The 21,530-nt window shown below is 49.5% G+C and carries 18 protein-coding genes and 4 tRNA genes; 12 read left to right on the top strand and 10 right to left on the bottom strand.

Annotation, left to right across the window (positions count from 1 at the left end):
* Positions 1-193 precede the first annotated feature (193 nt).
* From pflB to pflA, 3 genes are read left to right on the top strand one after another with little or no spacing between them, the layout of a single operon-like run.
* Positions 194-2,281: a formate C-acetyltransferase gene (gene pflB / locus BLT51_RS08890; RefSeq protein ID WP_091282383.1), complete on the top strand. Its 2,088-nt coding sequence runs from the start codon at positions 194-196 to the stop codon at positions 2,279-2,281.
* 49 nt (positions 2,282-2,330) lie between these two features.
* Positions 2,331-2,579: an autonomous glycyl radical cofactor GrcA2 gene (gene grcA2 / locus BLT51_RS08885; RefSeq protein ID WP_091282381.1), complete on the top strand. Its 249-nt coding sequence runs from the start codon at positions 2,331-2,333 to the stop codon at positions 2,577-2,579.
* 26 nt (positions 2,580-2,605) lie between these two features.
* Positions 2,606-3,532, top strand: a complete 927-nt coding sequence (gene pflA, locus BLT51_RS08880; RefSeq protein WP_091282378.1) for a pyruvate formate-lyase-activating protein — start codon at positions 2,606-2,608, stop codon at positions 3,530-3,532.
* 58 nt (positions 3,533-3,590) lie between these two features.
* On the opposite strand, the gene BLT51_RS09220 is transcribed toward pflA, so the two are convergent.
* From BLT51_RS09220 to BLT51_RS08860, 4 genes are all read right to left on the bottom strand, one after another.
* The gene (locus tag BLT51_RS09220) at positions 3,591-3,860 is read right to left on the bottom strand and encodes a hypothetical protein (RefSeq protein ID WP_172801349.1); all 270 of its coding nucleotides are present in this window, start codon (positions 3,858-3,860) and stop codon (positions 3,591-3,593) included.
* A 304-nt stretch (positions 3,861-4,164) separates the two neighbouring features.
* On the bottom strand, positions 4,165-4,962 hold the full coding sequence (locus tag BLT51_RS08870; protein WP_091282374.1) for a MerR family transcriptional regulator: 798 nt from the start codon (positions 4,960-4,962) through the stop codon (positions 4,165-4,167).
* A 45-nt stretch (positions 4,963-5,007) separates the two neighbouring features.
* Positions 5,008-5,721 carry a YggS family pyridoxal phosphate-dependent enzyme gene (locus BLT51_RS08865; RefSeq protein ID WP_091282371.1) on the bottom strand — a complete coding sequence of 238 codons (714 nt, stop codon included), beginning with the start codon at positions 5,719-5,721 and terminating at the stop codon, positions 5,008-5,010.
* 3 nt (positions 5,722-5,724) lie between these two features.
* On the bottom strand, positions 5,725-8,394 hold the full coding sequence (locus BLT51_RS08860; RefSeq protein WP_172801348.1) for a DEAD/DEAH box helicase: 2,670 nt from the start codon (positions 8,392-8,394) through the stop codon (positions 5,725-5,727).
* 175 nt (positions 8,395-8,569) lie between these two features.
* Here BLT51_RS08860 and BLT51_RS08855 point away from each other — a divergent pair, with 175 nt between their 5' ends.
* Genes BLT51_RS08855 through BLT51_RS08845 form a run of 3 tightly spaced genes read left to right on the top strand, consistent with a single transcriptional unit; the run spans position 8,570 to position 11,651 of the window.
* Positions 8,570-9,592 carry an efflux RND transporter periplasmic adaptor subunit gene (locus BLT51_RS08855; protein WP_091282369.1) on the top strand — a complete coding sequence of 341 codons (1,023 nt, stop codon included), beginning with the start codon at positions 8,570-8,572 and terminating at the stop codon, positions 9,590-9,592.
* Between the two features lie 8 nt (positions 9,593-9,600).
* A complete protein-coding gene (locus BLT51_RS08850; protein ID WP_091282367.1) occupies positions 9,601-10,335 on the top strand; it encodes an ABC transporter ATP-binding protein in 735 nt (244 codons plus the stop codon).
* The gene (locus tag BLT51_RS08845) at positions 10,335-11,651 is read left to right on the top strand and encodes an ABC transporter permease (protein WP_091282365.1); all 1,317 of its coding nucleotides are present in this window, start codon (positions 10,335-10,337) and stop codon (positions 11,649-11,651) included. Before BLT51_RS08850 ends, BLT51_RS08845 begins: the two co-directional genes overlap by 1 nt.
* Before the next feature lie 55 nt (positions 11,652-11,706).
* Here BLT51_RS08845 and BLT51_RS08840 read toward each other — a convergent pair.
* The 3 genes from BLT51_RS08840 to BLT51_RS08830 all read right to left on the bottom strand — a co-directional run bounded on the left by BLT51_RS08840 (position 11,707) and on the right by BLT51_RS08830 (position 12,631).
* Positions 11,707-11,779, bottom strand: a tRNA-Lys gene (locus BLT51_RS08840).
* A gap of 62 nt (positions 11,780-11,841) precedes the next feature.
* Positions 11,842-11,914, bottom strand: a tRNA-Lys gene (locus BLT51_RS08835).
* Between the two features lie 99 nt (positions 11,915-12,013).
* Positions 12,014-12,631: a hypothetical protein gene (locus BLT51_RS08830; protein WP_091282362.1), complete on the bottom strand. Its 618-nt coding sequence runs from the start codon at positions 12,629-12,631 to the stop codon at positions 12,014-12,016.
* Positions 12,632-12,856: 225 nt separating this feature from the next.
* Here BLT51_RS08830 and BLT51_RS08825 point away from each other — a divergent pair, with 225 nt between their 5' ends.
* Positions 12,857-13,786, top strand: coding sequence for an ATP-grasp domain-containing protein (locus BLT51_RS08825; protein WP_091282360.1), 930 nt, complete (start codon positions 12,857-12,859; stop codon positions 13,784-13,786).
* 76 nt (positions 13,787-13,862) lie between these two features.
* Positions 13,863-13,937: transfer RNA gene (locus BLT51_RS08820), tRNA-His, on the top strand.
* Positions 13,938-14,027: 90 nt separating this feature from the next.
* Here BLT51_RS08820 and orn read toward each other — a convergent pair.
* The gene (gene orn / locus BLT51_RS08815) at positions 14,028-14,684 is read right to left on the bottom strand and encodes an oligoribonuclease (protein WP_269456644.1); all 657 of its coding nucleotides are present in this window, start codon (positions 14,682-14,684) and stop codon (positions 14,028-14,030) included.
* A gap of 42 nt (positions 14,685-14,726) precedes the next feature.
* A tRNA-Arg gene (locus tag BLT51_RS08810) sits at positions 14,727-14,799 on the bottom strand.
* A gap of 148 nt (positions 14,800-14,947) precedes the next feature.
* Between BLT51_RS08810 and BLT51_RS08805 the strand changes: the two genes are divergently transcribed.
* The 4 genes from BLT51_RS08805 (at position 14,948) to ettA (ending at position 20,424) form a co-directional block, all read left to right on the top strand.
* Positions 14,948-16,501, top strand: coding sequence for a GTPase (locus BLT51_RS08805; protein ID WP_091282354.1), 1,554 nt, complete (start codon positions 14,948-14,950; stop codon positions 16,499-16,501).
* 25 nt (positions 16,502-16,526) lie between these two features.
* Positions 16,527-17,990: a GTP-binding protein gene (locus BLT51_RS08800; RefSeq protein ID WP_091282351.1), complete on the top strand. Its 1,464-nt coding sequence runs from the start codon at positions 16,527-16,529 to the stop codon at positions 17,988-17,990.
* A 130-nt stretch (positions 17,991-18,120) separates the two neighbouring features.
* Positions 18,121-18,648, top strand: coding sequence for a single-stranded DNA-binding protein (locus BLT51_RS08795; RefSeq protein WP_091282346.1), 528 nt, complete (start codon positions 18,121-18,123; stop codon positions 18,646-18,648).
* A 93-nt stretch (positions 18,649-18,741) separates the two neighbouring features.
* Entirely contained in the window at positions 18,742-20,424 is a 1,683-nt protein-coding gene (gene ettA / locus BLT51_RS08790) for an energy-dependent translational throttle protein EttA (RefSeq protein WP_091282344.1), read from the top strand.
* A gap of 108 nt (positions 20,425-20,532) precedes the next feature.
* Here ettA and BLT51_RS08785 read toward each other — a convergent pair whose 3' ends face one another.
* Positions 20,533-21,432: an acyl-CoA thioesterase gene (locus tag BLT51_RS08785; RefSeq protein WP_091282342.1), complete on the bottom strand. Its 900-nt coding sequence runs from the start codon at positions 21,430-21,432 to the stop codon at positions 20,533-20,535.
* Between the last annotated feature and the right edge of the window lie 98 nt (positions 21,433-21,530).

Below are 21,530 nucleotides of genomic sequence, written 5' to 3'. Positions count from 1 at the left end.
CCTAATGGATGGGTGCTGTGAGGAGCACTACCGTACGTTTTATGCCGAGAGCTATTTTCGCTAAGAATCTACAGAGAAAGGCGACTAATCTGAAGGTAGCGCCAGCAGCTAGTTGCTGGGAAATAGATGCGATCGGTGTGGATTCGCGTATAACAAAAGTCCCGCTGGTTGCAGTGAAAAGGAGTAATGCACCGTGACTCAAACAGTCGAAACTGCTTCGCACCCTGAGTGGGAGGGCTTCAAGAATGGTCTATGGCAGGATGCTATTGACGTTCGTGACTTCATTCAGAAGAATTACACTCCATACGAAGGTGATGCCTCGTTTCTTGCCGGCGAAACTGAAAAGACGCGCAGGGTCTGGGATACGTTAGCAGATAAGTATCTTTCCGTTGAGCGTCAAAAGCGCGTCTATGATGTTGATGTCAATACGCCTGCAGATGTAGATGCATTTGGAGCTGGCTACATTTCTGAAGACGACGATGTCATTGTTGGTCTCCAAACCGATGTTCCACTCAAGCGTGCAATGATGCCTAACGGTGGATGGCGAATGGTTGAAACCGCTATCAAAGAAGCCGACAAAGAGCCGAATCCGGATGTTAAAGAGATTTTCACCAAGTATCGCAAGACTCACAATGACGGTGTTTTCGATATTTACACCCCACGCATTCGTGCGGCCCGTTCCTCCCATATCATTACCGGCCTTCCGGACGCGTACGGACGTGGTCGCATTATTGGTGATTATCGTCGTGTTGCATTGTATGGTGTTGACCATCTAATCTCCGAAAAGATGAAGGATAAGGATCTTTACGCTGATCAACCTTTTAGTCAGGATTGGGCGCGTAATCGTGAAGAGATTTCTGAGCAGATTAAAGCGTTGAAGAAGCTAAAGAACATGGCTTCTAGCTACGGTTTTGATATCTCCCGTCCGGCAAAGACAGCTCAAGAAGCGGTCCAGTGGACCTATTTCGGCTACCTTGGCTCTGTCAAGTCGCAAGACGGTGCTGCAATGTCGTTCGGTCGCCTTTCGGCATTTTTTGATATCTACTTCGAGCGTGATTTGGTAGCCGGCCGTATTACTGAGCAGGATGCGCAAGAAATCATCGATCAGCTTGTTATTAAGTTGCGCATCGTCCGATTCCTTCGCACCACAGCCTACGACGAAATCTTCTCTGGTGATCCGTACTGGGCGACTTGGTCTGATGGTGGCTTCGGCGAAGATGGTCGTCCGCTCGTCACCAAGACTTCGTTCCGTTTGTTGCAGACGCTGGTTAATCTTGGACCAGCTCCGGAGCCAAACATCACGATTTTCTGGTCTGACAAGTTACCGATCGGTTATAAGCGTTTCTGTGCGCGAGTGTCTATCGAGACCTCATCGATTCAATATGAGGCTGACGAACAGATCCGTAGCTACTGGGGCGATGACGCCGCTATCGCATGCTGTGTGTCGCCAATGGCAGTTGGCAAGCAGATGCAGTTCTTCGGCGCACGTGTTAATGCCGCTAAGGCTCTGCTCTATGCGCTTAACGGCGGCAGAGATGAAATGTCTGGAAAGCAGATCGTTGATGGATATGAGCCAATTAAGGGTGATGGTCCACTTGACTTTGATGAGGTCTGGGCAAAGTATGAAGAGATGCTCGATTGGGTTGTTGGTACCTATGTTGAGGCTCTTAACATCATCCACTATTGCCACGATAAGTACGCTTACGAGGCCATGGAAATGGCACTGCACGACTCTGAAATTCTTCGCACCATGGGTTGTGGAATTGCAGGGCTGTCAATCGTAGCTGACTCGCTTTCGGCTATTAAGTATGCCAAGGTCACGCCAGTTCGCGATGAAACTGGTTTGATTGTTGATTACACGACTGAAGGCGAATTCCCAACTTATGGCAATGATGATGATCGTGCAGATGACATCGCTGCTACAATCGTCCACACCATTATGGAGAAAATCAAGAAGATCCCGATGTATCGCAATGCGATCCCAACCCAGTCAGTTCTTACCATTACCTCAAATGTGGTTTATGGTAAGGCAACTGGTAACTTCCCGTCTGGACACCGTGCAGGTACGCCATTCGCTCCGGGTGCAAACCCAGAAAATGGAATGGATACGCACGGCATGCTAGCCTCAATGCTTTCTGTTGGAAAGCTCCACTACAAAGATGCCCTCGACGGTATTTCTCTCACTAACACAATCGTCCCATCGTCTCTTGGCCGTGACTTGGCTGAGCAGGTCGATAACTTGGTTGGCATCATGGATGCTGGCTTCATCAAGAAGGGCTGACGCCCAGTTTCGTTCAATGAAACAATCACTCCCACGAAAGGAAAATATCATGGCAACAACATACGAAGAGCGTCTCGCTTCGATGAAGGCACAGCGCGCCGCAAAAGGTGGCGTACAGGGCCTTTACCATGCAAACATCAACGTGCTCAACCGCGACACCCTCGAGGACGCAATGGAGCACCCAGAGAAGTACCCACAGCTGACCGTTCGCGTTTCGGGTTACGCAGTGAACTTTGTGCGCCTCACCCGTGAGCAGCAGCTCGACGTTATCTCCCGTACCTTCCACCAGGGTATGTGAGATCTTTTAAGGATTGATCTGCTTTTATGACAACATCTACTGCACACCACAGCGCTGAAGAATTTGATGCTACTCGTTACTGGGGTTCTGAAGGAACTACTGGTGAGTACCGTCCGCAGCCTATTGAAGATGAAGTCCCACGTTTAAGTGGAGCAGGTCTTGACGGAGTTTCCCTGGCAGGGCCGATGTCACACCATGAACATGTTTCTGGTGTGCAAGCAGGTGACATCGGCTCTGTCCACTCTTGGGAACTCGTAACAGCGGTTGATGGTCCGGGCACCCGACTAACGACATTTTTCGCTGGTTGTCCGCTTCGGTGTCTATATTGCCATAATCCAGACACCTTAAAAATGAAAGAGGGTACAGCAGTAAGAACGGCTGATATGCTCGAAAAAATCTCGCGATATAAAGCGGTATTCACAGTGTCAAATGGTGGTGTCACCTTCTCTGGAGGTGAACCAATGATGCAACCTAAATTTCTCGCGAAGCTATTGCAAGGTTGCAAAGACATGGGCATTCATACTGCAGTTGATTCGTCCGGATTTTTGGGTGCGAATATGACCGACGAGATGCTCGACAATGTCGATCTCTTTTTGCTCGATGTAAAGTCGGGAATCCCCGACTATTACAAGCGAACTACTGGGCGTGACCTTGAGCCAACGTTAAGCTTCGGCAAACGTCTTGTAGCGCGAGGGAACAAAATCTGGATCCGTTTTGTCCTTGTTCCAGGGCTAACAGATGATCCACAAAATGTTGAAGCAGTGGCCGACATCGTTGCAGGCTGGGCATCCAGTGTAGAACGAGTTGAAGTTCTTCCATTCCATCAGATGGCCCGTGACAAATGGGCTTCCTTAGGTCTTGAGTACCAATTACAGGATGTCGAACCTCCGTCAAAGGAAGCAACTGAAGCTGTCCGTGATGTTTTCCGCGCACGCGGACTGACAGTGTTTTAACTGCTCTCATCATGAGCATGTATCCGAATAAGACTACGTAGTTTTAGCTCACCTAGTCTCATTTAGACTTGTGTGCGAGAGATGCTGTAGAAATTTCCATCTCCTCATTCGAGATGTCCCATGTCAATGGTGTGACCATCGTAATTCCAGTTAAAGTCACATAAGGATAATTCTTATAGACCAATAATTTTGCTATTTCTTCTTTCCCGTCATCCCGAAAATGTGTGAAGACATAAGTGTAATTAGCATGTGCATCTTCTGGAACCTCCATTGCTAGACCCGCCAATTCGTATTCATCTGCATCAGAGGTAAAGCTGTCTCCAACCAACGTGGAGAAAAAGTCTAAATCTTTGTGAGATGCGAACGTAGCGATCTTTCGGCCATGGTCATCAAATACAGTGACACTATCGGATGTATTCTCTTAATATTCTGCATGCGTAGCAGACGAACAAGCGGTCAAAAGTAGTACTAGAGAAACAACAATCAACATCGGGGTTTTAATTACTGCATGCATACCTATAATCTACTCGCAACAAGAAGAAACGCGCATACAGTTTGCATTTTTCGCATTAACAGGCCAACTACGGCGTAAACGTTGTAATTATGCAAACTGTATGCACGCGCATGTAAGACTACTCCCAGATGCAGGCAGCCGGATCTACGCCATTTGCCTGTGAATTAGCGGCAATTGCGTCAGCTAGCCATTGAGCTAAGTCTTCTTGCTGATTCTCGTAATATTCGCGGAAGCGTTCGTCCTTAATATACCCACGAGAAAGAATAAAATGCTTCGCATGTGTCACTGGGAAAAACGTGCTGAGCACTTGACGATGTTCTTCAACTAGTTTTTGTGCTGCTGAGCTATCTGAGGCTATACCCTCTCGTACTGCAGCAACTAGTTTTGCATCAATATCGGCGAACTGCGCACGAACAGACAGCCAATCATTCGCAGTCCACTCTTTCGTACGTTCTTCACTAACCTTCCAGTCATCAGAGCTGGCGTATTTATCTTCAGCTTCCTGTTGATATTCGGCAAAATTAGCTTGTCTTAGAATTTCACCAATCTGGTGTGCCGTCATAGGTTGTTTCTTCACAGTATCCTCCATAAGGATATCGATCGCTGCAATCATGTCAGCTAGCTCTTGCTGCTGATTGATTAACGTTTCGCGTTGTTTGATTAAATGGTCAATCCCGCTGGAATCCCCGTCAAGGAGAACTCTGATATCCGCTAATGCCATGCCCGTCGCACGGTAAATCAGAATGTGCTGAATACGTTGGCAATCTGCGTCGGAGTACAACCGGTAATTAGACCAGCTCCGCTCCGCGGGTTGGAGTAATCCGGCCTGCTCCCAATGATGGAGAGTCCGTACAGTCACCTGAAATATGTCAGCAACTTGGCCAACTGTATAACGAATATCATTCGTAGCGTTCATATTTTGATTGTGAAGTATCACCTTGCGTGAGGGTCAAGCTGAAGCCTACACCGATTGCATCGGACGAGCACCAAAAATAGCTGTTCCAACGCGAACCACTGTTGACCCCTCCTCGATAGCTAGGCGCAAATCGCCACTCATCCCCATAGAAAGAACATCGGCTTGTTCCAGTCCAGGTAATTCGCGCATCTGCTCTGCTAAGTGCCGAGTCAGCACAAACGAGGCACGAATATCAGCCTCGGAACCGCGAGCACCAATCGTCATTACCCCAGCGATACGCACGAACTGAAGATCCGATATGACGTGTGCTAATTCAACAAAACTCTCCGGGTCGCAACCGAACTGAGTAGAAGCTCCAGAAGAATTAAGTTGCAGAAGGATCGGATACGGTCCAGTTGCCTCCCCAGAAGCTATTCGTGCTTCTTGCCGGCGGTTGATACGTTGTGCTGTTTTGAGTGAATCCACTGTATCTATTCGGTCAGCCCACCTCATAGCAACTGACAGCTTGTTCGATTGAACATGCCCGATAACAGTTGTATATGGATGGATATCAGCACCATGTAACCCTGCTGTAGCTGTAGCAAGCTGATCGATGAGGTTATGTCCCATCAATGTTCCACCAGCAGTGTAGGCTTCAATGAGGAGCTCCAGTGGTTGGTGCTTGGCTGCTAGTATTAGATCAACATGCCGTCCTTGAGCAAAACGCGAAATGTCTTCGCGAACCTGGGCAATATTGTCAGCAATATTTACTGGGGACATTATTTATCGCTCGCCTAGTTGAATCGGTCTGAGAACCAGCTTGTTGGCTTCGTCCGAGGCGTCCAAATCGACAATGGCCCACAAGCCCCACGCTGCTGCGTCGTCCCCGGAATCAAGGATCTGCAAGGCCAACCAGACCCGTCCACTGCTGTGGGTTTCGAGCAGAGCGGAAGCCTCGTCGTTATCCATTCCTGCTTGGAGCAAATCGGCAAATGAAGGGTCTTCTAAAATTGCGAAGAACTGTGTACCACGTGCAGCTTGATCAGTGCCAAGGAAATCGTATTCGTCAAAGTAGGGGGCAATCGCATCTGCCCAGCGGTCGGCATCCCATCCGGCACTGCCGTCCAATCGTTCCAATTCTTCGTAGTCTTCGCGGTCCAAAAGCTCAATGCGATAGAACATGTGGTTACGAATTGCTACTCGTAGTGCATGTTTATTCCGGGTGAAGGCGACGGTGCCGTCGTCGTCGGCGCCGAAAGCAGCTTCTTCGCCTTGAACTGAATCGTCTGAACCAAGGGAGTTTAATTCAGCCAAGGTGATCCGGCCATCGGCCAATGCTTCCCACTCGTCGAGAAGCGAGGAGTCAATCGAGCGAACTAACCGTGCCAGCCAGTCGACAATATCCTTCACCTCATCGGTGCGGGCCGCTAGCGGTATTGTCTGCCGCATTGCTCGGTACACGTCCGTAATATAGCGTAAAAGTACGCCTTCGGAGCGTGCTAAATCGTAGCGAGAAATAAACTCAGAGAAGGTCAAACCTTCTTCGATCAGTTGCCGCACAACGGATTTTGGTTTTAACTCTTGCCCGCGCACCCACGGATTCGTTTTAGCGTACGTTTCGAGTGCCGGTTCGAGGAGATCAGCCAGTGGTTTCGGCCAGGTAACCTCATCAACAAGCACCATGCGTTCATCGTATTCCACGCCGTCGGCTTTGAGCTTACCAATGAGTTCGCCACGCGCTTGGCGTTGTTGTGCGTAGAGTGCGGGGGTAGGGTCTTCGCTTACTGCCTCGATAATTGATACGACGTCGAGTGCGTAGGAAGGACTGTCCATATCCAACAAGTCAAAAGCGGCCAAGGCAAACGGTGCTAGCGGGGAGTTTAAGGCAAAGTCGGAGGGGACATCGCGAGTGAAATGAATGGCGTTTTCATCGCCGTGTTCTGTTCGCCAGTCGCGGTCTTCGTGAGTGATGACGCCGGCAGTCCGTAACGACTGATAAATAGTGATTGCCTTGCGCAGGAGAGTATTACGCTCGCGGTGTGGCTCATGGTTGTCACACAGCACAGTCTTAGCAGCAGTTATCGGATTAGGACGCTGAAGTAAGTTCAGTATGAGGCTATGATCGACGCGCATCCGCGACGTCAGAGTTTCTGGTTGGGCTGCCAGCAACGTATTGAACGTGTTTTCTGACCAGCTGATTGTGCCTTCGGGAGCTTTAACTTTCTGGACGCGTTTAACTTTTGCTGGGTCATCGCCGGCTTTACGTAGGCGGCGCGCGTTTTCGATTTCGTGTTCGGGGGCTTGGACGACGACGTATCCCACCGTATCGTAACCGGCACGTCCTGCTCGTCCAGCAATTTGGTGGAATTCGCGGGCGGTAATATGCCGTTGTTTCGTACCGTCGAACTTGGTTAGCGATGTCATGAGCACGGTTCGGATCGGAACGTTAATGCCGACGCCGAGGGTGTCAGTTCCGCAAATGACGTTGAGTAGTCCGGCTTGGGCTAGGCGTTCGACTAGGCGACGATAGCGAGGGAGTAGTCCGGCGTGATGAATACCGATTCCGGCACGCAGAAGTTTTGACAGGACTTTGCCAAATCCGGGGGAGAAGGTGAATGAAGCGAGGGCAGCGGCAATCCGTTCTTTTTGTTCTTTTGAAGCGACGGCCATCGATTGCAAGGCGAGTGCTTGAGAGACGGCGTCGCGCTGCGAAAAATGAACTACGTAGACCGGTGCCATGTGGGTGGCGACAAGTTCTTTGATGACTTCACCAATTGGCTCAGTTGACCAAGAAAAATGCAGGGGGACTGGACGAACGGCGTCGTCGACGATGCTTACCGGACGATTGGTGCGGCGGGTGAGATCTGACGTCAATTTTGTCGTGTCGCCGAGAGTAGCGGACAGTAAAATTTGTTGGGCTTGCGGCAACGTTAGGAGCGGAACCTGCCAAGCCCACCCGCGTTGCGGATCGTCATAGAAATGGAATTCGTCCATCACAACCATGCCGACGTCGGCTTGGTCGCCTTCTCGTAAGGCAATATTGGCTAAGATTTCTGCAGTTGCACAGATAATGGGTGCGCCGGCGTTGATTGATGAGTCTCCAGTAACCATACCGACGTTGTGTGCACCAAAATGTCCAATGAGCTCAAAGAACTTTTCGGATACGAGCGCTTTAAGTGGTGCAGTATAATAAGCGGTTCGTCCGGTCGCTAGGCCAGTGAATAAGGCTTGCATGGCGATCATGGACTTTCCTGAACCTGTTGGAGTAGAGACAATAACGTGATCGCCGGAGACGATATTCAACAGTGCTTCGTCTTGATGGGGATACATCTGTTTGCCAGTCGATGATACCCACGCGGAAAACGCATCATAAATGTCTTCGGGAGCAGGAGATAGGCCGTGAGCATCTTCTAGCGCATCGAGGGCAAGGTTGAGGCCAGGTTCGTTGCTCATTATCAATCTCCGTAGGTAACATATAACGTCTCAAATATATCAGGTTTGACTCTCGGAATTTTCCATAGATTTGCAAAAATACCGATTGCGGAAACTGTAGGGTATCCTAAAATCTAACAATGGTGTTACAAGGCATAGTCTGTAACTAGTGCCCTTGATCGCGAAGGATCCGTTAATGGAAGCTCATCCCACTCGTAAACTAATTTTTAGTATTCTACGGCTGATTATCGCCGCTGTTATCGCTGTTGCGCTGGTAAAATTTGCGTTTTTCCCGTCGCATAAAGCTGAAAAAGAGTTACAAGGACAAGGACAATTTGTTCTCCCTACAGTCACAGCTCAACGTGGCGACGTCAAGAACGATACCCAGTTCGAAGCTACGATTTTGCGTGACGACGCGAAAGCGATTAAATCCAGTGCCGAAGGCGAGATCGTTCATTTCTTTGTAGCTGACGGTACTCAGGTCGAACAAGGTGCGCCACTATTGCAAGTAAAATCAACAACGAGCGTGGAAGTAACGCCGTCAAACGCAGTGTCTAATAGGGACGAGGCCACGGGCCCGGCAGAACCACAAACCAGCACAACTGTCACGTATAACAACGTCGTTGCTCCTAGTGCTGGAACAGTCAATTTTGATGCAATGCTCAAGCAACACGTGTCATACAACGATTCACTAGGGACTATTGTGCCGGCCACTTTTCATGCGAATGTGAATGTGACTCCTGATCAGCTCTACTCGTTGCAGTCTATCCCGCAGCAAGCCGAGGTGGCGATTACGAATGGCCCGGCACCATTTATGTGCACTAACTTGCATACAACGTCGGTGAAATCGAGTAGTGCGAATGGTGAAGGGGGAGCGCAGAGCTCAACCCCGCTGCTCACCTGTGATATTCCAGCTGATCAAACGGTTTTTGATGGTATTAAAGCCACGCTAAATATCGCAGGTGAAGAGGTAACAGACGCCTTGCTACTGCCCGTTACTGCGGTAGAGGGTCGATTCCGGGAAGGAAAAGTATATCTTCCCGCAAAAGATGGTAAAGGAGAGCCCTCGCCGGTTGTCGTGAAACTTGGAATAAATGACGGAAAAATGGTTGTCATTACTGAAGGATTAGATGAGGAAACTGAGGTTCTTGAGTTCGTTCCCCGAAAGACCGAAGAAAAACAAGAATCCGATGACCCAATGAGCTCGGCCGACTTCTAGGAAATAGCATGCTTCAACTCCGTGATATTACCCGGACGGTCACCTTGCCTAATGGCGAAGATCTACATATCTTGCGTGGGGTTAACTGTGACATTGCCAGTGGGGAACATATCTCAATTGTGGGACATTCCGGAACCGGAAAATCAACTTTACTCAATATTATTGGGTTGTTAGATCAGCCTAGTAGCGGAACATATATGTGGGATGATATCGATGTTGTTAGTCTCAGTGATGCCCATCGTTCACGCTTGCGCGGTGAATCCGTAGGATTCGTGTTCCAGCAGTTTAATCTATTTCCGTCGCGCACTGTGCTCAATAATGTCGAAGTACCGCTCTTCTATAATTCAGGTCTGGAATTATACAAACGGCATGAGAAAGCGGCCCGGATACTCGAATCGGTAGGGTTGGGAGACAGACTCGACGCATATCCGAGTCAACTATCTGGCGGAGAGCAACAGCGGGTTGCGATCGCTCGCGCTTTGGTACGCAATCCGCGACTCATATTGGCTGATGAGCCAACCGGTGCTTTGGATCCGGACACTGGGATGCAAGTTATGGATGTGCTTGAACGGGCAGCGCAGAAGAACAATGCGGCGCTGATCGTTATCAGCCATGACATGAATGTTGCACAGCGTGCCAACACGGTTTATCGAATCTCTGATGGTGTGTTAAACCCGATTGGTGCTGGTATGGAAGTCTTATCCACTGGTGATAAGTTACCTGGCCGAGAAGAGGCAGAGTGATGATCCACAATTTTATTGGAGCGTTCATAGAAGCGTGGGAAGAAGTCAAAATCAATCGGGCGCGCGTCATCTTATCTCTTATTGGGGTAGGCGCTGCAGTGTGGGCTATGGCAACAGTGATTGCGTTAGGAACTATCCTCAGTGAAGGTCAGCAACGCAGTATTGCCCACTGGAATGGTCAGCCGGGCACTATTACGGCAATGATTTTCGAGAACACAACGAATATGCCAGCAGAGAATAGTGCAGGGCTGGAAAACAATAAGCAAGAGCGCAGTATCGAGAAAATTGAGCATCTTCGCCAGGCAGTGAAGAATACCGTCGATAAACTCGGTATAACCGTCTGGACTACAAAAGCTGACATTCACTTGACGGCGATCGATGCGCCAGATTTTGATCCGTGTCCGCCAAAATATTTGGATCAATGTCCTGGTCAGTATCCGGAGGCTGTGGCTGTGGATCCTGACTATTTCAAGCTACACGCACGTAGCCTGATTGATGGCCGTTTTTTGAACTCTTATGACGGTCAGCTTCAGATGAACCCGGTTGTGATCAATGAGTCTGCATGGGCAACACTGGGACGACCAGCCGTAGCTACATTTCCTCGAATCTGGTTGAGCAAGGATCACAAGAGATCTGTGACGGTAGTAGGGGTTATAAAGAACATTAATGTTTTTGAGAATGCCGTTATCTATGCACCGGCTGAAGCGCAAGCATATATTTTCCCGGAGTCAGTCGAGCTATCGCCTCCGGCGTTTTTGTTCCTCGCACCGCGAGGCGAGGAAGAACAAGCCAAGAATGTAGCCCAAGCAACGTTGGGATCGTTCCTTGGCGACTCCTACCACGTCGATGCTCATTGGGATGAAGGATTTACTGAACAAAGTATGCAACAAGACCGAGTAATGCAGATAGTTGTTGCTGGAATTGGTGGCATTGTGATTCTGTTAGGTGCCTTGGGGCTGCTTACAATGAGTATTGTGACCGTGAAAACCCGGGTGCGTGAGATCGGTATTCGTCGTGCTGTGGGGGCTTCTGCGCGACGAATATTCTTTGCCGTCTTTTTAGAGTCAGTTGTTGCCACCACGGTGGCAGGTTTTGTTGGCGTGGTGTTTTCAGTGATGACAATTAGGGTTCTCCCGCAACTAGGGTTCAGTGGATTCCTATTCGAGGAGATCTCAGCGAGTGCCAGTACTATTGCATACCCAATGCAAGCCGCTCTGATCGGAGTAGGGATTTCTGCAACGGTAGGGGCCTTGTGTGGAATAATCCCGGCGACTATAGCTGTGAAGATGCGTCCTATTGACGCAATTCGGTTCTGACAGTACATTCTAACAAAAGGACGGCTCGGAAATTCCGAGCCGTCCTTTTAACCTGTACACCGCCTGGGACTTGAACCCAGAACCCTCTGATTAAGAGTCAGATGCTCTGCCAGTTGAGCTAGCGGTGCTCATCAAGAATACAATATCTTGAGAGTCAAAATCCCTAGACGAATCCAGGGATTTTTCTTCGTACACCGCCTGGGACTTGAACCCAGAACCCTCTGATTAAGAGTCAGATGCTCTGCCAGTTGAGCTAGCGGTGCGCAACAGGTATTACTTTAGCGCACGTTATTTTGCAGAGCAAATTTTTTTACCGGATTCAAATGTGATTGCAAGCACCCCATGTGATGTGGTTCATCGTTTTAGATGCTGCGAACAAGATGATTGTTTTCTTGTGCAAAACCTTGCTTAGCAAAATATCCTCGATCAGAGGTGTTTTCGGCAGGGATCTGAAGGCGTGAAACCCCGGCGTCAGTAAAGAGTGACGGGTGAGTATAAATGTACCGGCCTGGTCCGAGGTCGCGGAAGCGTGGTGTCACGTAGTCCAGAATGATCGTGCCGGTTGCGTCCGTCGTCGTCATTGCAAACAAGCCAACAATCTCGTCCTCGTGCATAATGAAACTGATCCGCGAAGAATCCAGATCCGCCGTCGAAAACTGTGGATAGTTCGCTTGAATGTCGGTCACGTTACGTGCCAAGAAATGCTGAACTAACGCGTCTTGTGAATGTGCGCTGACAATGGCGTAGCCTCGTTCGGCGGTTGTGCCTTTGCGAGATAACCGCGCGATCCAATATGCGTCGATGCCAACGATGACGCCGTTCATGGCGGCGTATGGCCAAATACCGAAATAAATGTTGTAGATTGTGGCAATAAGTGAACCTGACAAGTTGAGTATGCGGAAACGCCAGACGCTCGGAATCCACAGCGATACAACGACAAGGACGGATCCTGCCCAGCCGAAAATTTCCCACCAACTCATCGTTCAACCTCATTTCTGTTGACGCAAGTCACGTCAACGTATGTTCACTATGGTTTTAATGGTAAAGCCTACCTTGAATGAGTATTAAATTGGTAACTATTGGGTCGGTAAAGCGAATTGGGCAAGAAACCGTTAGACTTGTGTTTGATTGGGCTTTCACCTGATCCGTGTGCGCTCGTGCGTAGTATGAGGAAAACATTAGCTCTGAAGGTAAAGGTGGTAAGCGTGTCTGCACCAATCGTGACTCTGGTAACCTCGGAAGAACTTCCGAATCTGGATATTGATGAGCAGGACCTTCCAGATGCCTTACGGGATCGCGGGTTAGAGCCGCGGATCGCCGTCTGGAATGATCCGTCGGTCAACTGGGACGAAGCTGGAACTGTTGTCATCCGCTCCGTACGAGATTATGCAAAGTATCGGAATGAATTCTTGGCGTGGACGGCTTCGCTACCGCGAGTATTGAACTCTGCAAAAACTATCAAGTGGAATTCTGACAAGCATTACCTTAACGCATTGGAGGCTTGTGGGTTACCAACGATTCCTACGACCTGGTTAGAGCCGGAGCAGGGCTTGTCAAAACAGCAGATTCATTCGCGTTTCCCGGCTTTCGGTGATTTCGTTGTTAAGCCGGCAGTAGCCTCTGGTGGGCGCGGTACCGGACGGTATTCTTCGGTGGATGCGCAGCAGCGTGGCGAAGCAGTAGAACATGCGATGTATGAACTTTCCCGTGGCCGAACTGTGATGGTTCAACGTTATCTGAAAGAAATCGATAGCCAAGGCGAAACTTCTCTTGTTTACCTCAACGGTTTGCCGTCATATCAGGTGGAAAAAGAAGCTATGCTTCATCCGCGCTTCCGTAGCCAGCGTGAAGATGGTGTAGTGGAAGAAGTGGCGCGAGCTTCTCATGCAACCGAGGAAACGTGGCGCTGGGGTGAGCGTATTCGCAAGGCGCTTCATCAGCACATCAAGCGAATCAATGGTAAAGACGAGCTGTTGTTGTTCAATCGCGTAGACATTGTTCGTGGTGATGAGGATTCGCCAGAAGAGTTCTATGTGGTTGAAGTGTCGCTCATTGATGGGTCACTTTATCTCAGTCAAAGCGAGGCACATCTCAACATGTTTGCAGATGCTATTCAAATGCGGACTGATTGGTGACTCTAATCACGTTGCATATAATTAGCGTTATCGAAAGAAAATCGGTATAGTTTTTCTTCGTTGCAGTGCAACAATGGTGGCTGTAGCTCAGTGGTAGAGCACCTGGTTGTGGTCCAGGGGGTCGCGGGTTCAAGCCCCGTCAGCCACCCCATCAAGGCCGTCGGTTTTCCGGCGGTCTTTTTTGTGTCAAAAGTGGGGCAGTACCGTATGAGATACTGCCCCAAACTAGTTTGTTCGCTCGTTAAGAAAGTTTTTCGTGAGCGCGTTGCGCCCGGTCCACAGTGAGATCAGCTGTTATACGTGCGGCGTGGGCTTTAGCTTCATCAGAAGATGGCCCATCTCCTTCTGGCCACAAGATAGAGCGATAATAGCGAAGCTCGTCGATAGAATCGTAGATATCACCGAGGGCCTGGTGGTTTCCAGTTTTTTCCGGCGCGGCAAAGTACGTCCGCGGGAACCAGCGTTTAGCAAGTTCCTTGATTGAGGATACGTCAACGACGCGGTAGTGGAGATGTTCCACGAGTGCAGGAACATCGCGCGCTAAGAAGGTGCGATCTGTCCCTACCGAGTTACCTCCTAGTGGCGCTTTTCGCGCATCGGGAACGAAACGCTTGATGTATGCGAGACATTCAGATTCTGCCTGAGCTAGTGTCATGCCACGCTCCCAGCGTTCAATAAGCCCTGTTTTGGTATGCATATTCCGCACGAAGTCATTCATGTTTGCTACCGCTTCGGCAGGTGGCTTGATGACGACGTCGAGGCCGTTATCAAGTGGGTTGAGCTCAGCGTCTGTCACTACGACGGCAATCTCAACAAGTGCATCGCGTTCTAGATCTAAGCCGGTCATTTCACAATCGATCCATACGATCGGTGTATTTTGTGCAGGAAAATTACTCACTACATAAGGATACCAAGTTGCGTGAAGCAATCGGGAAGTCAGCACCCCGAGCGGGACTCGAACCCGCAACCTACAGATTAGAAGTCTGTTGCTCTATCCATTGAGCTATCGAGGCGTACGAACAGGATTTTACACGACTGAAGGGAAATTGTTTATCCTGATTATTTTACAAGGATCACAGGTTTATGATTAAGGAGGTCACACAAAAGGTTAATTAACGTGTTGATAGCGAAAAAACTGGCGGAATACGGTGTAATGGAAAGGTGACTGCCAACTCGTTTTCTCGTAAGAATCTTGCTGACTTAGTGCGACGTACTGTTAGTGCGTTGCGTGAGGCGACCCTGCCATTAGAAATGCCGGGGTCTCTGGCGCTAGAAGATTCGCGCCGTCAACTATTGACCCAATTAGAGTCGCGTATACTGCCACATGTTGAAGCTCGCGATGTTCCGGCAGTTATTGTCTTTGGCGGGTCGTCCGGTGCGGGTAAATCCACCTTAGTGAATTCGATCGTACGCGCAGGAGTTTCGCAAGCTTCAGTTTTGCGTCCGACGACGCGCACTCCGATGATTATTATGCACCCTGATGACGCAGCTGCGATGAACGGTCATGCGTTGATAGATATGGGAGATCAGGTTCTGATAGCTTCTGCTATCCCCGGAGTTGTCCTTGTTGATGCTCCTGACTTGGACTCGGTTGATGACTCGAATCGCGAACTGTCTGCTCGACTTTTGGATGCAGCAGACTTGTGGGTGTTTGTTACAACGGCGTCGCGATATGGCGATGCCTTAGCATGGAACACGCTTCACAACGCGCATTCACGTGGCATTACATGCGCGGTTGTGTTGGATCGGGTATCGCAACGGGCGCTCGGTGCGGTACGTGCTGATCTTGCACGACGGATGGAAGAATTAGGTCTCCAAGACGCTCCCCTGTTTGTTGTGCCGGATCAAGGCGCACATGAGGGCTTATTACCTGAAGAAGATGTTGCCTCGTTGCGTTCATGGCTGGAGATGATCGCGGCAACGAAAATGGGCGAATCGCTAGTAGATCGCACTACTCGGGCTACATTACCAGCATTGCGTGATGAGCTTTTGCAGCTAGCTGATGCACTGGAAGCCCAAGAGCATGCGTTGCAGGATTTGAAAGATAAAGCGATTGAAAGTGCGCAAGCGCCGTTAGAAAAGTTGCGTACTAACATCGCCAATGGTCGCTTCGGACAAGGCGCACCGACCGCGTCGTGGTTGTCATTTGCGTCAACAGGTGGTGTATTGGCTGGGCTCGTGTCGCGGTCAAAGCCTAGCATTTTTGATCGTAAGCGGAAATCGCGTGATAACGCAGTGACTGCAACGTTCGATATTTTATACACTGCGGTCAAAGTTGCCCTCACGCAAGCCTTAGTCACTGCAAATGCACAAGCTGACGAGGCATGGAAAAAAGACGTTGTTAATACCGAAGCTATGCTTGCACAGGTGCGTGAATATGTCGATATTGATGGCATAGTAGAATCGGCAGTCAAATCTTGGAAGCAAGATTTGACGCGAGAAGCGCAAAAGATTCATGGGCATCCATGGCTGTCTTCGGCAGGTGTCGCGGCGCTACTTGGTTGTGCAGCGGGTGGAATATCAGGTGCGAATTCGGCTGCGCGTTCTACAGATATGGAAGCGCGAGTGACGCAGGCTCGAGAAGATCTCCTGGGACGAGTGGATCAAGCGCTCGATGAGCTCACGCAGGTGTATGTTGAGGTCGCTGATAGCGTGACTATTACTGACAGCACTGATCTGCGTTTGCGGGCTAGTGAGTATCTGGCCCATTCGTGATATGGAATGAGAAGGAAGAATCAGTATGGAAGACCAACAGACGATTCGTGTTGAAGGTGCGCAAGCTATTGCGCACCGCTTAGAGCAACTCCAAAAAGCTGTTGCTGCTGGTGGACGATTCTTTGATCCTTACGTTTCGGCTCGCGCTCAAGACGATTTGCATCGGACTCAGGAGCGGATGAGTTTGGGAACCGATATTGCGGTGGCCGCTCTCGTTGGCGGTACGGGCTCAGGGAAATCCTCATTGTTCAACGCTATTACTGGCTTGAATTTTGCAGATTCCGGGGAAATTCGGCCAATGACGGAGCGGGCAGCTGCTTGTACGTATGGCACAGATGCAACAGCCTTATTGGATTATTTGGCGGTGGATCATGACCGTCGTATTGAATATGACTCTGAGCTAACGGTGGGCCACGAAGTTTTCGATCGGTTAGTTCTTATTGATTTGCCGGATCATGATTCAGTTGCGGTTGAGCACTCGCTTGAAGTTGAGCGGTTGCTACCGATGGTAGATGTTTTGATATGGGTGCTCGATCCGCAAAAGTATGCCGATCAGGTGCTACATACTTCCTATTTGGAAAAGTTGACTGAGCGGGCTGACGTTATGGTAGTTGCGCTCAATCAGATTGACACCGTGCGTGAGTCACAACGTGCTGTGCTGATAGATGACGTCGAGAAGCTGTTGGCTCGCGACGGATTAAAGAACATTCCAATCGTTGCTACTTCAGCCCTTAATGGTGAAGGGGTTAGCGAATTGGCAGACCATATTCGAACTGCGATGGGTCGTCCTTCGGTTGCGGCTAGCACGGCAGCGGCAGAACTTGATGCGATTGGACGCCGGTTACGGTTCAATGTGGGGCAGACGGAGGCAGAGATTTCTGGCAGTTATCGCGACGATATGATTGATCGTATCGCGCGAGCCAGTGGCGTCGGTGCTGCGTCTGAATCCATTAGAAATGCAGGGCGTTCGATTTTCGCTACTGCTTATGTTGAACCTGAAAAACTCGGGCATTCTATGTCGGTGGCAATTCGTGATAGCTGGCTTGGATATATTCGGTACGGCCTGCCCGATATTTGGCAAGAGGCTGTGGCTGCTGATGTTGCCAGTGCAGAACGGTTACGGCATGCGGTGGGCAACGCTATCCATTCGGTCGCAATGCCTCAGGTACGTCGCAGTATGGCGTGGTTGTGGATGGTGTGTGCCGCGGTAGTTTCAATCGCCGGGATCGTGCTGGGATCAGTAGGGATTCCATTTGCCTCAGTCGGTGGGCGTTTAGGCACGGTTGGCGTTGGGTTTGTTATCGCGATTGTGTTCTTTGTGATTGCAAAGGCGTGGTTACGACGGCGGGCAGTAGCTCTTGCCGAGCAGTATGAGCAGCGTGCTCGTGCTGCGGTGGGTGAAGTTTTTGATGAAACTATGGTTGCTGGTCCTGCTGAAGTGCTAGAGAAGCACAAGACGACGCGTCTAGCTCTTGAAACATTTGCATAATATTTTATAACTTATGCACATTTCATGCGAACAAGTATCTTATCCACAGATTTAATAAGCTATATACACGGTTGATGATGTTTGTTTCACAATGATGATGTAAGTCGTTTTACATCATGAAGGAGTGAACATGTCAAATGAAACTATTGTAGCGATTCGTGGATATGTTGGGGCCGCGCCAACAGTTTTTACTAACGCGACTGATAAAGACACCGGAGAAGTTCTTAGTACAAAAACAACTGTGGTGCGGGTAGGTGTGACTCCACGGTATTACTCGCGGTCTGTAAATGAGTTCAGAGACGGGCAGACAGCATGGTATTCAGTCCGTACATATGGGAGCCTAGCTGCTCATGTTGCGGTCAGTGTGGATAAAGGAACTCCTGTTATCGCACGAGGGCGGCTGGTCATGCGGCAATACGAAGATAAATCAGGGCTGACTCGGATAGAGCACGTTCTGCTAGCTGACAGTTTCGGAATCGACTTGACCCATGGGACGGCTGTCTTTACAAAAACATCTGCTACGCCGTTGGAATCTGTTCCAGGAGAACCACGCTATTCGGCTGATGCAATGAGTAGTGAAGCGGATAAACAGTTCACAACCTGCCAACAGGAAACAGCTCAGGATCCAGCGGGCGTGTTAGAAGCTGTTATGTCGTGACGAAAACGGTACCAGTGTGGTTGAGGTAAAGCCTAGGGGTCGACTATGGTTAAGTATGGTTAACCAATTCCATTTGCTAGCTATTGGAGAAATGTGGCTGAGTTTATTTACAACATGGTGCGTGCCCGCAAAAAAGTAGGGGACAAACTAATTCTTGACGATGTTACGATGTCGTTCTATCCTGGGGCCAAGATCGGTATGGTCGGCCCGAATGGTGCTGGAAAGTCTACCATTCTAAAGATCATGGCTGGTCTAGACGAGCCTTCTAATGGTGAGGCACGCTTAAGTCCTGGCTATTCAGTGGGGATCTTGCTCCAAGAGCCGCCATTGAATGAAGACAAGACCGTACTTGAGAATGTTCAAGAAGGTGTTGGGGATCTTATCGGAAAGGTGCACCGTTTCAATGAAATCGGCATGGAGATGGCGGAGCCGGATGCTGATTTTGATGCCCTCATGGAAGAAATGGGTACCTTGCAGACGGAAATCGATGCTGCTAATGGGTGGGATATTGATGCCCAGCTTGATCAGGCGATGGAAGCTCTGCAATGCCCACCGGGCGATAGTCCTGTTAACGTACTTTCCGGTGGTGAGCGGCGACGAGTTGCATTATGTAAGTTACTGCTGGAAGCGCCAGATTTGTTGCTACTGGACGAACCTACCAACCATTTGGACGCTGAATCAGTGCTATGGCTTGAGCAACACCTAGCGAAGTATCCAGGTGCTGTTATCGCTGTTACCCACGATCGTTACTTCCTTGATCATGTCGCACAATGGATTGCTGAAGTTGATCGTGGTCACCTGTATCCGTATGAAGGTAACTACTCAACCTATCTGGAAAAGAAGCAAGAACGTCTAGAAGTCCAAGGAAAGAAGGATGCCAAGTTAAAGAAGCGTCTTTCTGAGGAACTGGAATGGGTTCGTAGCTCCGCTAAAGGTCGTCAGGCAAAGTCTAAGGCGCGTCTAGCGCGGTATGAGGAGATGGCTGCAGAAGCAGATCGCACTCGCAAACTTGATTTTGAAGAGATTCAGATTCCGCCAGGGCCACGTTTGGGTAATGTTGTCCTCGAAGCAACAAATCTCAAGAAGGGCTTCGGAGATCGGGTTTTGATCGACAATCTGTCATTTACTCTGCCACGAAACGGTATTGTCGGAATCATTGGTCCAAACGGCGTTGGAAAGACTACTCTTTTCAAAACTATCGTTGGTTTAGAACCACTCGACGAAGGCAACTTGAAGATCGGTGAAACAGTTAAGCTGAGTTATGTCGATCAGAACCGTGGCGGCATTGACCCGGAGAAGACGCTGTGGGAAGTGGTTTCTGACGGTTTAGATTACATCCAAGTTGGCAATGTTGAAATGCCATCTCGTGCATATGTTTCCGCGTTTGGCTTCAAGGGAGCAGACCAGCAAAAGAAAGCTGGTGTGCTTTCGGGTGGTGAACGCAACCGGTTGAATCTTGCGCTGACTCTAAAGCAGGGCGGAAATCTCATCCTACTTGACGAACCGACGAACGATTTAGACGTTGAGACGTTGAGCTCTTTGGAAAATGCTTTACTTGACTTTGCTGGCTGTTCAGTTGTTATCACCCACGATAGGTGGTTCCTGGACCGGGTAGCAACGCATATTTTGGCATACGAAGGGACCGAAGAGAACCCGTCCAACTGGTACTGGTTCGAAGGGAACTTCGAAGCGTATGAAAAGAACAAGATCGAACGCTTAGGCGAAGATGCTGGTCGTCCGGGGGCTTCAACATACCGCAAGCTCACCCGCGGCTAGACATAATAACGCTGCCTGCGTAACTTAATGAATCAGGCGTTCGGGTAGGAGCTATCGTTCCTACCCGAACGCTTTTAGGTGGTTGGAGAACTGCTCACTAGGAGCTGGCTACTTTACCAAACGTGATCGAGTCATCCCTTCTTGCGCCATAGTTGCTATATGAACTCCGTGCTGGAAGAATTTTGCTACAGATAGACCACGTCCGCCCTGAGCAGATGGGGAATCTAGCTCGGCAAGTATCCAGTCTGACATGTCGACGTCTCGATGCCACCAGATTGCGTGGTCCAATGTTGCGACTGAAATATCGGGACTTAGCCAGAACATGCCGTGCATACGCATGATCGGCTCCAACATAAACTGGTCTGTAGCGTACGCTAAAACAGCTCGATGTAAGAGTTGATCTGCCTGTTCAGGGAGTCCCTCGCGAATCTTAAACCAAATCAGCGTATGCCCGTTTTGCTTAGCTGCAGGTTTGACCCAGATTGGACCATCAACGTGACGCATATCGATAGCACTCGTTGTGTGGACATTCTTAGAAGCAGGATGATCAAAATTTGCAAAAAATTCCAGTGACGAGTCAAGGGCTTCTGGCTCGGGAGCATCTGGGGCGACGGATGAGTGCTCCACGCCCGGTTGCAGCTCCTGGAATGAAGCGCGGCACGAGAGGATCGTCTTTCCGTATTGTGACGCGTGTACCCGACGTGTAGAAAATGAGCGGGAGTCATTAACCTCCTCTACATCAAATGCAATGGGCTCTTGTTGATCGCCAGGACGCATAAAAGCAGCAGTGATCGAATGGATCTGACGTTGCGGGTAGGCGTCAGCTACAGTTGCCCAAGCAGCCATTACAGCTTGACCAAAGACTTGCCCACCATAAACTCTGCCGTTAAATTGCGATAGATTTGAGCCTAGGTAGCTTCCTGGTTCGCGGATTTCAAGTCGTAACGTTCGCAAAATTGATGCGAGCGGTTCTTCGGAAGAATCTGGAACGGGTAGAAATTTACGCATAAAAGCCTCCATAAAATACCTCACTCCATGGTACGTGATAATGCGCTGCAAACAGAGATTGGATGCTTGTTCTTAGAAAACTGCATGTCAGTTACAGA

It is taken from the genome of Arcanobacterium phocae (assembly GCF_900105865.1).
GTDB classification, from domain to species: Bacteria; Actinomycetota; Actinomycetes; order Actinomycetales; family Actinomycetaceae; genus Arcanobacterium; species Arcanobacterium phocae.
Note: the sequence above shows the minus strand (reverse complement) of the source record. Positions and strands in the feature narration are given on the sequence as shown.

What these genes read in the sequence shown, in the direction of transcription:
- BLT51_RS08785 (WP_091282342.1), bottom strand. Translation starts at nt 21,432, where the DNA reads ATGCGTAAATTTCTACCCGTTCCAGATTCTTCCGAAGAACCGCTCGCA.
- grcA2 (WP_091282381.1), top strand. Translation starts at nt 2,331, where the DNA reads ATGGCAACAACATACGAAGAGCGTCTCGCTTCGATGAAGGCACAGCGC.
- BLT51_RS08800 (WP_091282351.1), top strand. Translation starts at nt 16,527, where the DNA reads ATGGAAGACCAACAGACGATTCGTGTTGAAGGTGCGCAAGCTATTGCG.
- BLT51_RS08845 (WP_091282365.1), top strand. Translation starts at nt 10,335, where the DNA reads ATGATCCACAATTTTATTGGAGCGTTCATAGAAGCGTGGGAAGAAGTC.
- BLT51_RS08795 (WP_091282346.1), top strand. Translation starts at nt 18,121, where the DNA reads ATGTCAAATGAAACTATTGTAGCGATTCGTGGATATGTTGGGGCCGCG.
- BLT51_RS08830 (WP_091282362.1), bottom strand. Translation starts at nt 12,631, where the DNA reads ATGAGTTGGTGGGAAATTTTCGGCTGGGCAGGATCCGTCCTTGTCGTT.
- BLT51_RS08860 (WP_172801348.1), bottom strand. Translation starts at nt 8,394, where the DNA reads ATGAGCAACGAACCTGGCCTCAACCTTGCCCTCGATGCGCTAGAAGAT.
- BLT51_RS08855 (WP_091282369.1), top strand. Translation starts at nt 8,570, where the DNA reads ATGGAAGCTCATCCCACTCGTAAACTAATTTTTAGTATTCTACGGCTG.
- pflA (WP_091282378.1), top strand. Translation starts at nt 2,606, where the DNA reads ATGACAACATCTACTGCACACCACAGCGCTGAAGAATTTGATGCTACT.
- BLT51_RS08865 (WP_091282371.1), bottom strand. Translation starts at nt 5,721, where the DNA reads ATGTCCCCAGTAAATATTGCTGACAATATTGCCCAGGTTCGCGAAGAC.
- BLT51_RS08850 (WP_091282367.1), top strand. Translation starts at nt 9,601, where the DNA reads ATGCTTCAACTCCGTGATATTACCCGGACGGTCACCTTGCCTAATGGC.
- BLT51_RS08870 (WP_091282374.1), bottom strand. Translation starts at nt 4,962, where the DNA reads ATGAACGCTACGAATGATATTCGTTATACAGTTGGCCAAGTTGCTGAC.